Source organism: Pseudomonas sp. B2M1-30 (assembly GCF_025447575.1).
In the GTDB taxonomy this organism is placed as follows: Bacteria; Pseudomonadota; Gammaproteobacteria; order Pseudomonadales; family Pseudomonadaceae; genus Aquipseudomonas; species Aquipseudomonas botevensis.
The window spans coordinates 459,541-473,296 of sequence record NZ_JAOEJT010000002.1 but is presented as its reverse complement, the minus strand read 5'-3'; the positions used below and the strand labels follow the sequence as shown (position 1 = coordinate 473,296).

10 protein-coding genes and 3 pseudogenes are annotated in these 13,756 nt (G+C 56.6%); 6 read left to right on the top strand and 7 right to left on the bottom strand.

All coding sequences use genetic code 11. The features are described 5' to 3' along the window. Positions 1-12: 12 nt before the first annotated feature. The 5 genes and pseudogenes from N8H74_RS05835 to N8H74_RS05815 form a co-directional block, all read left to right on the top strand. Positions 13-1,353, top strand: a pseudogene (locus N8H74_RS05835) (cytochrome ubiquinol oxidase subunit I). After that, positions 1,319-2,608 (top strand): annotated as a pseudogene (locus tag N8H74_RS05830) (AAA family ATPase); the annotation flags it as partial. The pseudogenes N8H74_RS05835 and N8H74_RS05830, both read left to right, overlap by 35 nt. Next, complete coding sequence (locus N8H74_RS05825) at positions 2,608-4,401, top strand: ATP-dependent helicase (protein WP_262146532.1); 1,794 nt, start codon at positions 2,608-2,610, stop codon at positions 4,399-4,401. The pseudogene N8H74_RS05830 and the gene N8H74_RS05825, both read left to right, overlap by 1 nt. 126 nt (positions 4,402-4,527) lie before the next feature. Next, positions 4,528-4,713, top strand: a complete 186-nt coding sequence (locus tag N8H74_RS05820; RefSeq protein ID WP_347710398.1) for a tetratricopeptide repeat protein — start codon at positions 4,528-4,530, stop codon at positions 4,711-4,713. A 1-nt stretch (position 4,714) separates the two neighbouring features. Then, a pseudogene (locus tag N8H74_RS05815) lies at positions 4,715-4,816 on the top strand (IS5/IS1182 family transposase); the annotation flags it as partial. A 690-nt stretch (positions 4,817-5,506) separates the two neighbouring features. Here N8H74_RS05815 and N8H74_RS05810 read toward each other — a convergent pair. Then, complete coding sequence (locus N8H74_RS05810; RefSeq protein WP_217829972.1) at positions 5,507-6,022, bottom strand: cupin domain-containing protein; 516 nt, start codon at positions 6,020-6,022, stop codon at positions 5,507-5,509. 377 nt (positions 6,023-6,399) lie between these two features. On the opposite strand from N8H74_RS05810, the gene N8H74_RS05805 reads away from it, so the two are divergent. Then, positions 6,400-7,317 carry a LysR family transcriptional regulator gene (locus N8H74_RS05805; RefSeq protein WP_217829971.1) on the top strand — a complete coding sequence of 306 codons (918 nt, stop codon included), beginning with the start codon at positions 6,400-6,402 and terminating at the stop codon, positions 7,315-7,317. A gap of 53 nt (positions 7,318-7,370) precedes the next feature. On the opposite strand, the gene N8H74_RS05800 is transcribed toward N8H74_RS05805, so the two are convergent. The 6 genes from N8H74_RS05800 to N8H74_RS05775 all read right to left on the bottom strand — a co-directional run bounded on the left by N8H74_RS05800 (position 7,371) and on the right by N8H74_RS05775 (position 13,753). Next, positions 7,371-8,399: an alcohol dehydrogenase catalytic domain-containing protein gene (locus tag N8H74_RS05800; protein ID WP_217829970.1), complete on the bottom strand. Its 1,029-nt coding sequence runs from the start codon at positions 8,397-8,399 to the stop codon at positions 7,371-7,373. 228 nt (positions 8,400-8,627) lie between these two features. Next, on the bottom strand, positions 8,628-10,238 hold the full coding sequence (locus N8H74_RS05795; RefSeq protein ID WP_217829969.1) for a gamma-glutamyltransferase family protein: 1,611 nt from the start codon (positions 10,236-10,238) through the stop codon (positions 8,628-8,630). Between the two features lie 25 nt (positions 10,239-10,263). After that, complete coding sequence (locus tag N8H74_RS05790) at positions 10,264-11,355, bottom strand: polyamine ABC transporter substrate-binding protein (RefSeq protein ID WP_217829968.1); 1,092 nt, start codon at positions 11,353-11,355, stop codon at positions 10,264-10,266. 20 nt (positions 11,356-11,375) lie between these two features. Next, positions 11,376-12,155 carry an amino acid ABC transporter ATP-binding protein gene (locus N8H74_RS05785; RefSeq protein ID WP_217829967.1) on the bottom strand — a complete coding sequence of 260 codons (780 nt, stop codon included), beginning with the start codon at positions 12,153-12,155 and terminating at the stop codon, positions 11,376-11,378. Positions 12,156-12,157: 2 nt separating this feature from the next. Then, positions 12,158-12,934: an amino acid ABC transporter permease gene (locus N8H74_RS05780; RefSeq protein WP_217829966.1), complete on the bottom strand. Its 777-nt coding sequence runs from the start codon at positions 12,932-12,934 to the stop codon at positions 12,158-12,160. 12 nt (positions 12,935-12,946) lie between these two features. Further along, complete coding sequence (locus tag N8H74_RS05775) at positions 12,947-13,753, bottom strand: ABC transporter substrate-binding protein (protein ID WP_217829965.1); 807 nt, start codon at positions 13,751-13,753, stop codon at positions 12,947-12,949. Between the last annotated feature and the right edge of the window lie 3 nt (positions 13,754-13,756).

Genomic DNA, 13,756 nt, shown 5'->3' with positions numbered 1-13,756 from the left:
CAACTTCGGCCCATGGACACTCTCGACTCCGCGCTCATGGCCGCGCGAATCCAGTTCGCGATCACCATCAATTTTCATATCGTACTGGCGGCCTTCACAATTGGTCTGGCGAACGGTCTGATGGTGCTGGAGGCGTTGTGGCTCAGGAGCGGACGCGAGATTTACCTGGATATCTACCGCTACTGGCTCAAGGTGTTTGCCTTGACCGTAGCGGTCGGGACGGCGTCCGGGCTGATTCTGGAGTATCAGTTCGGCCTTAACTGGTCGCGGCTTTCGGTTCAGGCCGGCGATATTCTCGGGCCGTTGATGTTCTATGAAGTCCTTGCGGCGTTTTTTCTCGAGGCCGGGTTTCTCGGCATCATGCTGTTCGGCTTGAAGAAGGTCGGTCCACGTCTGCATTTTTTTGCGACTTGCGCGGTGGCGGCCGGGTCGCTGATCAGTGCGTTCTGGATTCTCTCGGCCAACTCGTGGATGCACACCCCAGCGGGCTTTTCCCTTGGCCCGGACGGTCGATTTCTTGCCGAAGACTGGTGGGCGATCATTTTCAATCCTTCGTTTCCCTATCGCCTGGTGCACATGACGCTTGCTGCGTTTCTGGGTACCGCGACACTGGTGGCGGGAATCAGTGCCTGGCAGTTGCTCAAAGCTGCCCACAACCCTCGGGTGCGCGTGCAATTATCCATGGCGTTGTGGGTGTTGGTAGTGCTGACACCGATGCAAATCGTCGTCGGCGATCTGCATGGCCGGCATAGCCTGCAAGTGCAGCCGCAAAAAGTGGCGGCGATAGAAGGCTCCTGGACGCGTCCGCCCGAGGGTGCCGGCTAGCCGCTGCGGATCTTCGCCTGGCCCGACACGAATGAGCGACGCAATCACTGGGAACTGTCCATTCCACGTATCGGCTCGCTGTATCTGCGCCACGACCTGAGCGGGACCATCGCTGCACTCGACGAGTTCGCGCCGCAGGATATTCCGCCGGTGGCGCCGGTCTTCTTTGCGTTTCGGCTGATGGTCGGCCTGGGTCTGTTGATGCTCGGGCAGGGGGTGACCAGTCTGCTGCTGCGCTGGCGCAAGCGGTTGTACATTTCCCGCCGCTGGTTATGGGCTTGCGTTTTGATGACGCCGGCAGGGTTTCTGGCCATGCTCAGTGGCTGGACGGTAACCGAAGTGGGGCGCCAGCCGTTCACCGTGTATGGACTGCTGCGTACCGCCGACAGCCTGTCATCGGTATCGCGTGCGCAAGTGGTCGGGTCGACCTGGCTGATTCTCGGGTTCTATCTGCTGGTGTTCGCGATCGGGTTATGGGTGTTGCTGCGACAAATTTGCTATCAAAGCTGCCAACCAGCGAATTGGTGAAAGCCTAAAAGCTGCCCTGGGCGCTCATCTATCTCAAGGCACAATGATTCAGTTTTCAGAAGTGAGTTTCTCCCGAATCGTGGAAGGTCTGAGGCTCCTGTACTTTCCAGACTTGAGCAAGGCTGACGCAGCACAATTTCGTGCGTTGGAAGAAAACAGCCTGGGCTACAACAACCTGCTGTACATCGCTTCCATTCTGGCAGAGCTGACCTACGAAGCCGATGCAGGGCAGGGCGAGAAAACGTACCTGCGACTGCTGTTAATCGAGGAGCCGGAGGCGCACCTTCATCCCCAGCTTCAGCTCCGACTCCTTCGGCACCTCAAGAAGGCTGCTGAGGCTCGCGGAATGCAGGTGATCATAACCACCCACTCGACTGTGATTACCGCTGCCGTATCCGTAGATCACGTTATCCATCTGTCCAACCTCAATCGCCCCAAGGCAGTCCCCCTCAAGAACTGCGGCCTGCCCACGCAGAGCCGACAATTTGTGGACAGGTGGCTTGATGCGACGAAGTCGAACCTGCTGTTCGCCAAAGGCACAATCCTAGTCGAGGGCATAGCGGAGGCGATGGTCTTGCCGGCGCTCGCCAAGATTGTGCTGCAGCCCTTCGGCGAGGGACGAAACTCCCTGGACGACTACGGTGTGTCGGTCATCAATCTGGGTGGAATCTATTTCAACCATTTCATGCAGCTGTTCTGCAACGTCAAAGCCGAGCATCAAGGTGAAAACATCCCTGTCAGGTGCTCAGGGCTGACCGACAACGATCCTCCAAAGTCAGTGATTGAGGACGATGGTGAGGGCGGTCAAAAGAGCGTTCCATTTCTGCCCCATGCAGACAACTGTATTGTCGGCAACAACCCGGCGCTGGGGTTACAAAAGCACATCGACCTGTCAGATTTCGCACGGCTGTTCGCGGGAAAGTACAAAACTTTCGAGTACGATATCGCAATGGAAGGCAACAACCTCAAGACAATGCTGATCGTCGCTGCTGGGCTCTGGGAGGCCCAGAATGGAAGGGTGGTGAAAGGCCTAAAAGCAGACGCGAAACTCGATTTTGCTGCCATGAGCTCCACGCAGCGGGCGCCCTACGCCGGCGCACTACTGGATCGTATTGACTCCGATGACATTGGCAAGGGTATTTACGCCCAAGCCTTCGCAGATGTACTTGAGGTAAATGGGGCCGGCTTTGTTGTGCCGGTGTACATCCGCCAGGCCATCCTCTGGGCGTGCGGTCTGGAAGAGGGTGCGGTTTGATGGCGGCGCAGGATAAGGCAGCTCAAGCGGCTGCAGCCGACATCGAGTTCACCGACCAGCAGCAGAGATACATTGATACGCCGCTGGATAGGCACGTGTACCTGAGAGCCTGTCCAGGCAGCGGAAAAACTGAGGTAGTGGCCGCCAAGGTATGCAAGATCATCCAGGAATGGAACCATCACCCTTCTGGGATCGCTTTGCTCACCTTCCTCAATAGTGCTACCGACGAGCTCCAGAGCAGGGTTCATAAATACCTCCGCGAGCCAATGGGCTTGCCGCACTACATCTCCACCTTCGATAGTTTCGTGCTCACACACCTGCTATCGAGTATCGCCAGCGAGATCACAGGCTTTCAAGGCCGGGACGGCGACTTCCGCATTCGGATCATCGATAAATCAGCTGATATCTACCACACGCGGATCAAGATCTGCGGGCGTACCGTCTCAGCCTGTCGCTACAACTACGATAAAGGATCCAAACGCTTCGTCTTTTCGACCAACGATCGGAAGTGGAATAACGAAGCCAACCTCGCCCAACAGGACGAGGCCGACCAAAAGGCACTGTTGACGAACAAAAAGCGGCTTTGGGCCGCTGGCTTTGCGACCTATGGTGACATCGATATTCTCGCGTTGGTCGGCATGCAAGAAGAAAAATTCAAAGATTACTTCTCGCGTATTGCACGCCGATTCCCGTTGGTGATCGTCGATGAGTGCCAAGACTTGTCGGCTGAGCAGCTTTTGATCGTCAAAAGGCTGAGCCTACTAGGCGTAAAATTCCATTTTGTAGGTGACCTTAACCAGTCTATTTATGGTTTCAGGAAATCGAATCCAGCAAGCGTGCGTCGGCGCATGGAGGAGCTTGGCTTCGAGGAGTACGTCCTCAACGAGAATTGGCGAAGCGGCCAAGCCATCGTAGATGTCTGCTCCAACATTCTTCAATCCGACCGTGTGGTGGGAAATCCCCGTATCGCTTCAGTAAAACCGAGGGTCGTCGAGTACCAGAACTGCCCGTCGGAGGTGCTTCCAGCCATTCGAGAAATGAGCCTGATATATGACAAGGTGGTGGTCGTTGCGCGCGGATATACAACACTGCAGCGTCTACGTAATGGTAGAGCTTTCGAGGGCATCGAGCTGCTGGCGCTGGCCTGCCTAAACCTCAAAGCAGGCAGGTTGACGGACATACCGCAATGCCTGGAAACATTCGGTAAGTGGCTGGCGGCCCGACTAGAACTGCAGGTGACGAAAGCAGGCCCTTACTGTCCTATGGATATTGAGTCAAAACTGGCGTGGCGTGTATTCCTTCACGACGGCCTCCAGTTCTTGGTGGAACACGGCGTAGGAGATGGTAACCAGACTTGGTCGGACTGGGCCAGGGCAGCAAAAATTGCGCTTGGAAAGCTTCCAGATCAAACATTCGTACCTGTAGAGGTGCGTAAGCATTTAGAAGGGCTGAGGGGCCTTAATTTGCGAGCCCGTTCTGGGCAGGGGAAGATGCTGATCTCAGAAAGGTTGGCCGGGGTACCCGATGTAGCCGCCCAACGTGACTGCCTGCGTTTCGAGACGATTCACGGGGTCAAGGGTGAAACACACGACGTGACTGTGGTTGTATCGTCACAGAAACCAGGCGTGCATCTGTCGCACTGGAAGGACTGGCTGCGTGACCGGACTTCCGAAGCTGCGAGATTTGCGTACGTGGCGAGCTCGCGGCCGAAGCATGTGCTGATTTGGGCAGTGAAAAAATTGAAGGCTGAAGATCGGCTGGTACTTGAGGGCCTGGGATTCGAGCTCCCGTAGATGATTAAGTTAGGGGCGACCGAGCGTTAATCGCGATGGGGAGGCGTTCCACAAGGTCAAGACACCGCAAGGTGGCTTGATTCAGGACAGCCGTGGGGATAGGCGCTTAGCATCGCGTGAAGTGAGGTGACCATCCTGAATGAAAACCCTGCCTGGAAATCCACAGCGCTCAAAGTGCAAGGGCTTGCACACGAGCAACTGGGCCAGTACCCCGAAGCAGTACAGGTCTATGAGGAGGCGCTGGCTTTGAATCCAAAAATTGGCGTTAAGCGTAGGCTGGCTTCAGTGGTTAAGCGGTTCAAGGCAGATTAGCCGTGTGCAGCCTGTCATTCCGCTGCGCTCGATGAAGCGCAAGCCCAAGCCCGGCTTACCCAGGCTGTTTGACCGCCCGAAATACCGGCAACGCAACATCATTCCGGTCAAAAACTAAAGACGCATCCAATTCAGGTCATAGATTTCACTGAGCTATTAGAGGGCCTAAGACGCCTTACCTCAAAGACTAGCCGCGAGCCTGGAGCGCCTTAATGATCATTTGAAGTAATCATCAGGACTGAGCGTGCGGCATTGAAGTGAAGGCTAGACATGGCGTAGTCGCGGCAAGTCAAAACTCATTGACGCGTATGGGGATGCAGTCACAGACCGGCAGCCTAGCTTGATGGTCATACGAGACTATAATTTGAGCTATTGAGAGCCGCATAAGACGTTTGATAGTTATTTGGCGTTTAGCTACATGTGATGAGGTGCTAAATGAGAGTTTTAGAAGTGAAGATGAGTCAAAACCTTCGGAGCAGGTCGGAGCAGCGGAAGCCTGAACTGATCGCTAGTCATCGCGGATTTGAGGTCTAAATGGTAGGGAGAGAGGATTTTGTACAGAGCTTTACTTCAGCGTACTCGAGGGATGTATGGTCAATTCAGGCAAAGTCTGGTTTTCGGAGGCTGGTGACAATTTCGGATCATTCAAGCTTGATCAAATTTAACATAATATACATTACACGTAACATCATGTTTCAAGATCAGCCTCGTTGCACGCACGATTTCAATCTCCAGCATCACTCACAAAACCACTTTCGCCGACACCTGGCCGCCCCCTTGAAATGTACAGTACTCATTCACCGTCTCGCGTCAGCTTTTCAATCAGCGCGCGATGCTGTGGGTACTGCGCCGTGAGTTTCTGTCGATCGCCCATTTCCATATCCGCGAAATCAAATCCTGGTGAAACCGCTTCGCTGATCAAACCAAATCCGTTCGCCCCCTCAAGCAGTCGCGAGGCTTTCCAGATTCCGCCCGGTACGTGCAATTGCAGATGTTGTCCGGCCAAGACATCGTTTCCCATCACCAGTGTCTGCAATGAACCGTCAGCCAGGATCAGGCTGTATTCGATGGCGTCGCCCAGATGGAAATAATGCAGGATGTCGGACTGGTTGAAATGAAACTGGCCCACCGGTGATTGCTCGGTCAAGAGATAGTAAATCGACGTCATCAGGTAACGTGGGCCGGCGGCGGTCTCGAGCATGGCGCGCTGGTCGGCCTGGAAGGTTCGCCGGAAATAGCCACCTTCGACGTGAGGCTCAAGATTCAGCGTTTTGATGACGTCATTTGCACTCACATTGCGTTGACTCATGGCCTGCCCCCCTTGATTTTTTTTGATAGCTCAACTAAACGGCTATTTAGTGCAGTTAACTACTCACCGTGCTGAGTTGCTATTCAGATCATTGCGTCCCAACTCAAGTCAATTATCCGATAACTCCCAGACCCGGATATCTACATAGCCCTTTGTGGCCAACTGCACTAATCCTCCTCGGCCCGCCGGCGCCGGGCAACCCACCAGCAATGATCTACCCTCGCTACCTGCGGGCTCAAATCAAAAAAATGCTCCGTATATTTCTGGGTATTCTCTTAAAGGATTGGACAGCCACCAGTTGGCTATAAACACGCAATGCTGCGTTATTCCCTGATAGCTTGACTGTCGCAAAAGTATGCTCAATTATCGTTTCCACGATGAAAATTATTCACCAATCAAAAGATAATGACCTCTCCTCCTTCACCGCATTCTTAGCGGTGGCGGCCCATCGGAGTTTTCGCAGCGCCGCTGACGAACTCAACATGACGCCCTCGGCGATAAGCCATGCGATCAAGGTGCTCGAGCGACGGTTGAATGTCCGCCTTTTCAACCGAACGACGCGTAGCGTTTCCTTGACTGACGCAGGAGAACGTCTTGCCTCAAAATTGAGACCGGCAATGGCATCGATCGAGGAAGCCATTCAAGAACTGGAGAGCGATGACCATCGCCCAAAAGGTGTGGTGCGAATCAATGCCAGTGAAGGCGCTATCCGTTTGGTGCTGCGACCTGTTCTGGCGCGATTTTTTCGTGAGTATCCTCAAGTGCACCTCGACATTGTCAGCGACGGCAAGCTCAGTGACATTGTTGCCGACGGTTTCGACGCGGGTATCCGATTAGCAGAGGCCGTGCCCAGAGACATGGTGGCGGTTTCTGTCTCGAAAGACGTGCGTTTTGCAGTAGTTGCGTCACCCGGATATTTTGAACAACGCGGATATCCAAAGGTGCCCCATGATTTGCATGGGCATGACTGCATACGCTTCCGGTTCGAAAGTGGTGCAATCTACCGATGGGAATTAGAGCGTCTGGGAGTCGCTGAAAGGTTCAATGCGTCGGGACCTTTAACGTTGACTGATCAACCGATGATGGTAGATGCCGCGATCGATGGAATAGGCATCGCCTTCGTGCCCGAGCATCTTGCGGCAGATGCTCTCAAAGATGGCCGACTCAAACGAGCTCTGGAGGATTGGTGTCCCGCGCAACCAGGACTGTGCCTCTACTACTCAGGGCATCGACACGTATCATCGGGTCTGAGAGCACTAATCAATATGCTGACTGAAACGCTTTCCGACAGTTGATCAAAACGACTCCGGCGACAATTCAGTCGCCGGAGTCACCTTGGAATTGAAATTTACTCGCCGTGCGGCAGGAACACTCCACGGAACCGCATCTTCCCTGAAGACAGGCGGTCGTATGCTTCATTTGCCTGGTCGAGCGAAAAAGTTTCGACGATCGGCTTCACCTTACCCTTTGCGGCAAGATCGAGAATTTCGGCGAGGTAATGCTGTCCGCCATGCGTGGATCCGATCACGCGTTGGCGCATCATGTGAAATGGCTTGCCATCGGACGGGATCGAGAACGGCTTGCTGAAGTCGAGCCCGCAAAGGACGATGCGCCCGTCAGGCCTTACCCCCGCCATCGCTTTTTCGGCGGTGTCGAAGTCGTTGGTCGTGACCAGAAGAACATCCGCGCCACCGATCTCCAGCAGTTCCTCGCCGTTGGCGACGACAATGTCGGCACCTAGCTCCTTGGCCAGCCCGTGTTTGTCCGGCGAATGTGTGATCGCGACGGTCTCGAATCCGCAAGCCTTGGAAAACTGAAGGGCGACGTGGCCCAGTCCGCCAATACCCAGCACCGCGATCCGCTCACCAGGTTTAGGCTCCGCGTCGCGCAGGCCGCTCCAGGTGGTATAACCCGCGCACATCATGGGCGCAGCATCCTTGTAGGACAGCCCATCGGGCAACAATACGGTGCCTTCGGCAGAAATCGCGATGTACTCTGCGTGACCGCCCTGAGACGCGAAGCCGGTCGTTCTGGGCAAGACGCAGTTCATGGCCGTCTGGCCGGTCAACGGATGGTTCTGGCGGCAGTACGGACACCGACCGCACGAGGACTGTACCCAAGTGGTGCCGACTCGGTCTCCAACCTTGCGCGTATGGACGCCCGCACCCACTTCGACAACCTCGCCAACCACCTCGTGACCTGGAGTTTGCGGATAAATGTCACCACCAGCCCCTTGGGTTGCCCACACGTCCGTGTAGCACATGCCGGATGCATGAACTTTCACAAGAACCAGCCCTGGCTCTGCCTTGGGCACAGGAACCTCATGAACTTCCCAAGGCTTGTTCGCCCCCGTCATCACAACTGCCTTCATCTTCATCGCGCTTTTCTCTCCACCAGATCATCATCACTGTAGGGTTGCAAACCAAGGGCTCAGAGCGACGCCAACGGGCGTGGAACCCTTGCTGCACTTCTCCCCTCGATCCTAAGATCGCCAGACTGTCGCAACAATCTGCTCAATGATTGATGCCACGGTGAAAATAATTCACCAATCAAAAACAGTGGCTTCTCTTCCCTTTTTTACCGGCGCTTAAAGGCAACCTCTGATTTACCAAATCGCAACATGCGAATCCGCCCTCGGCTCCGTCCCGCCACAAAGCACCCCGCTCTCCGAATCACGAAGAATGATCTGCCCTCGCCCGTAATCAGTCAGGTCACTGGCAATCTGCACCTCATGCCCCCGCCGGGCCAGCGCATTGGCCAAATCCCTCGAGGCCCCCTGCTCGATTCCCACCTTCTTCCCCCCCAACCACTGCCAGCGAGGCGCATCCAGTGCCGCCTGCGGGTTCAAACCAAAATCCACCAGGTTCATGACCATCTGCACATGCCCCTGAGGCTGCATGTACCCGCCCATCACTCCAAACGGCCCGAGCGCCTTGCCGTCCCTGGTGAGAAACCCCGGAATAATCGTGTGAAATGTCTTCTTCCCAGGAGCCAGACAATTGGCGTGCTCGAGGTCAAGACTGAACTCTTGCCCCCTGTTTTGCAGCGCAATACCACTGTCTGGCAGCACCACGCCCGAGCCAAAACCGTGGTAATTGCTCTGGATGAACGAAACCATATTCCCTTCCTCATCGGCCGTCGCCAGATACACCGTGCCGCTGGCATGTGGATCTCCAGGCTTTGGCGGCTGGGCCTGCTCACCGATCTGCCCGCGTCGCCGAGCGCTGTAGTCCTCACTCAACAAGTCAGCCACCGCCACGCGCATATGCAGAGGATCGGTGATGTAGTGCAGTCCATCGCTGTAAGCCAGCTTCATGGCTTCCAATTGCCGATGCCAGGTCCGCTGGCTGTCACGGTGATCGAAGTCGAACCCTTCCAGAATCTTCAGCGCCATCAACGCAACCAGGCCCTGCCCGCTCGGCGGGATTTCCCACACGTCCACGCCACGGTAATTGACGCTGATCGGTTCCACCCATTGCGCTCGATACTGCTCAAGATCTGTGGCCCGCAGATAGCCGCCCGTGGCCCGCGAATGCGCATCCAGACGCTGGGCCAAAGCCCCTCGATAGAAACTCTCGCAACGGGTGGCAGCCAACTCTTCAAGCGTTCGCGCCTGCTCCGGATTGCGAAAGATCTCTCCTGCTCTGGGCGCTCGCCCGTCTATCAGAAAGGTCTCGAACCAGGCCTCCAGAACCCCGTCGCGATGGGGAGTGAACTCATCCAGCGCAACCTGCCATTGATGGGCAACCACCGGCGACAGTGGAAACCCGTCTCGCGCCAGGCTGATCGCTGGCTGAAGCAAATCGGCAAACGGCAGCGCACCAAAGCGTTCCGACAGTTCAGCCCAGGCCGAAGGACAACCCGGCACCGTCACCGGCGTCCAGCCATAGAGCGGCATCTGCTCATGGCCGGCGCCCTTCACCGCTTCGATACTCAGCCCCGCCGGTGCGTGCCCGTTGGCGCTAAGCCCGTGCAACTGATCCTTGAACCAGACCAAGGCAAACGCATCGCCACCCAAGCCACAACCCGTGGGTTCAACCACCGTCAATGCCGCCGCCGTAGCAATGGCCGCATCGATCGCATTGCCACCCTTTTGCATCATTTCAATGCCTGCCTGGGCGGCCAATGGCTGGGAAGCCGCCACCATGCCGCGACGGGCAAAAACGCTCTGGCGCTGCGACGGATACGGATATTCGTGAGCAGAAAATTTCAACATGACAAAGTCTCTTTCAAACAAGCATTCATTGGCCGGACTTGATCCGGTTCCACTCACGGGTCATCAGCCGCTGGATGTTTTCCGGCAGATCCGCCGAGACGAAGGTGTGACTGATCACTTCATCGGTCGGATAGATCCCGGGATTGCCGCTGACCTTGGGATCCATCAACGCGGTGGCGTCCTTGTTGGGATTGGCGTACCCCACGTAGTCGCTGACCGGCGCAATCACCTCTGGACGCAGCAGGTAGTTGATAAAGGCATGAGCGTTGGCGACGTTGCCGGCGTCCTTGGGAATCGCCAGCATGTCGAACCACAGGTTCACCCCTTCCTTGGGAATCAGATAGCGGATATCGATGTTCTTCCCGGCCTCCCTCGCCCGGGTCTGAGCCTGCATCACATCCCCCGAGTAACCGATCGCCACGCAGATATCACCGTTGGCCAGGTCCGCTGTGTACTTCGATGAGTTGAAGTACGTCACCGACGGCCGCAAGGTCATCAGCAGTTTCGAGGCTTGTTTGTAGTCGTCAGGCTTGACGCTGTTAGGGTCCAGACCGAGATAAAGTAGGGCCTGGGGAATGATCTTCACCGGCGCATCCAGAAAGGCCACGCCACAGCTTTTCAGCCTGGAGAGATTCTGCGGATCGAACACCATAGACCAGGAGTCCAGCGGCGCATCCTTACCCAACACCGCGCGAACCTTTTCTTCGTTGTAGCCGATGCCCACGGTGCCCCACATGTAAGGCACGGCATAACGGTTGCCGGGATCGGCGGCTTCCAGGCGCTGCATCAGACGTGGATCGAGGTGTTTCCAGTTGGTTAACAAGTTGCGCTGCAACGGCTGATAGGCGCCGGCGCGAATCTGCTTGGAGAGAAACTGGCTAGAAGGCACCACCACGTCATAGCCTGAATGCCCGGAAAGCAGCTTGGCCTCGAGCATCTCGTTGGTGTCGAAGATGTCGTACTGAACCTTGATCGCCTGGTCTTTCTCGAAGTTTTTCAGCGTGTCGGGGCCGATGTAGTCGGACCAGTTGTAGACCTTCACCACCGAGTCAGCGGCCTGAATCATGGGTACCACAGCGGCACAGCACAGCGCCGCGAACAAGCTCGATAAACGCATCGTCAATCTCCTGTCGAGTTTCACAGCACGCGGCTGAGGAAGGCTTGGGTGCGGGGGTGAGTCGGATGACTGAAAATCTGCTCCGGCGGGCCTTGCTCGATCAGTTCGCCCTGATCAAGCACGACTACGCGATCGGCCACTTCTCGGGCAAAGCCCATTTCATGGGTGACCACGACCATGGTCATGCCCTCCTCGGCCAGCTCCTTCATCACCTGCAAGACTTCGCCGACGGTTTCCGGGTCCAGGGCGCTGGTGGGCTCGTCGAACAGCATCGCCTGAGGCTTCATGGCCAAGGCCCGGGCGATCGCCACCCGCTGCTGCTGGCCACCGGAAAGCATCGAGGGGTAATGACCGGCCTTGTCTGCGAGCCCGACACGCTTGAGTAGCGCCTGTGCTTGTTCAACCGCAGCTTTGCGCGGCACACCCAGCACCTGAATCGGGGCTTCGATGATGTTTTCCAGGGCCGTCATGTGCGGGAACAGGTTGAAGCGCTGGAACACCATGCCGATGTCACGGCGCTGGCGAGCGATGTTGCGCTCCGAGTCCCGCACCAGGCTTCCGTCGGCCTTGGTGCGATAACCCATGGGGTGGCCACTCACTCGGATCTGCCCGGACTGAATCTCCTCCAGCAGATTGATGCAGCGGATGAAGGTGGTTTTCCCAGAGCCGGAGGCACCGATCAGCACAACCACTTCACCCCGTCGTACCTGGAGGGAAATGCCCTTGAGAATCTGCAGATCGCCGAAGGACTTGTGAATGTTCAGCGCCTCGATGATCAACTCGTCACTTTGATGCGCCATGATTAACGCCCCCTCAACAGTTTCAGCGTGCTGCGCCCGAACATGCGGCTGGTTGCCGGTGGCGGTGACGAAGGCCTGTCCGACTGACCAAAGCGTTTCTCCAGCCAGCGCTGGAAGAAGCCCCACAGCGTCGTAAGCAACAGGAAATAAATCGCCACCACGAGGTACAACTCGAACACCCGGAAAGTCGCCGACGTTACCATCTGGGTACTGAGCAGCAGCTCTTGCACGCCGATGACACTGACCAGGGTGGTATTCTTGAGCATCACGTTGAACTCATTGCCCAGCGGCGGAACGATCACCCGAAACGCCTGCGGCAGAACGATGCGGCGCATCAGCTTGGCGAAGGTCATGCCCAGGGAACGCCCGGCCTCATACTGGCCCTTGTCCACGGCGCCGATACCCGCACGGATAATCTCGGCCATGTACGCGCCCTCATTCAGGCCCAGCGCGATGATCGCGGCCTGGATGTTGCCGGGGATCAGCAGCCCGAACAGTTCAATGTCCTGAAAGCGGAAGATTCCGCCAGCGGCCAGTGCGGTGTAGAGGAAAACGATCTGCACCAGCAGCGGTGTACCGCGCATCAACCACACGTAGAACCGCACCGGCAGATGCAGCAACGGATTTCTCGATAACCGCAACAAGGCGGCGGCAAGGCCCAGCACGCAACCCAGCAACATCGCCAGCACGCTGATCACACACGTCAGCCAGAGCCCGGTGAGGTACACCCCGCTCGGCTGCAACAGGTACTGCCAGAACACATCCCAATTGAAATTCATCAGCGCCTGACCTCAATCGAGTGTGTCGCTAGCGACGTGCCATTTATTCAGGAGCTGGTTGTAGCTGCCATCGCTGCGCATGTCGGTGATGATCTGCTGCACGGCGGCGCTCAGTTGCGGATCGTCCTTGCGAATGCCCAGGCCGGTGAGGATTCGGCTAAAGGCAGGCACGCCCTCCTCGAACAGATCCGGCGCCATGGCGGCGTAGTAGCCGGCGGTTTCCACGGTGGTGCCGTACGCGTCGACCTGGTTGATCCGCAGGGCCTGGAAAGCATCGGTGTCAGTGTTGTAGACGACCAGTTTCATCGGCGGTTTGCCCGCCTTGGTCAGGCTTTCATTCTCGGTGTCGAGCAGGGTCTTGATGGTCGAGCCGTTGAGTACCGCGATCTTGTGCCCGCTCAGGTCTGGCAGTGTCTTGAGCGACTTCGGATTGCCCTTCGGCACCACCACCGCCTGGCTGGAATACATGTAGTTGACGATGTCGATCACCTCGCGGCGCTCGGGCTTGTCAAACAACTGGTCAACGATCATGTCGCACTGTTTGGCGAGTAACGCCGGGAGCAATCCGGAGAACGGAATGACCCGCCAATCGACTTTCTTGTCCCCCAGGCGTTTGGCAATTTCCAGGCCCAGATCGATGGTCAATCCCTTGGGCTTTTGCGCCTCATCGAAGGACACCAGAGGTGGGGAATCCATGCCTGAGCAATAGGTGAGCTTGTCGACCTTGACCAGACGCTCCGGCACCGTCGGCGCAGCAACCGCCCACTGTGTACAGAGCCCCAAGGAGATTGCAGCGAGTAACACACGAGACTTATGCATGAC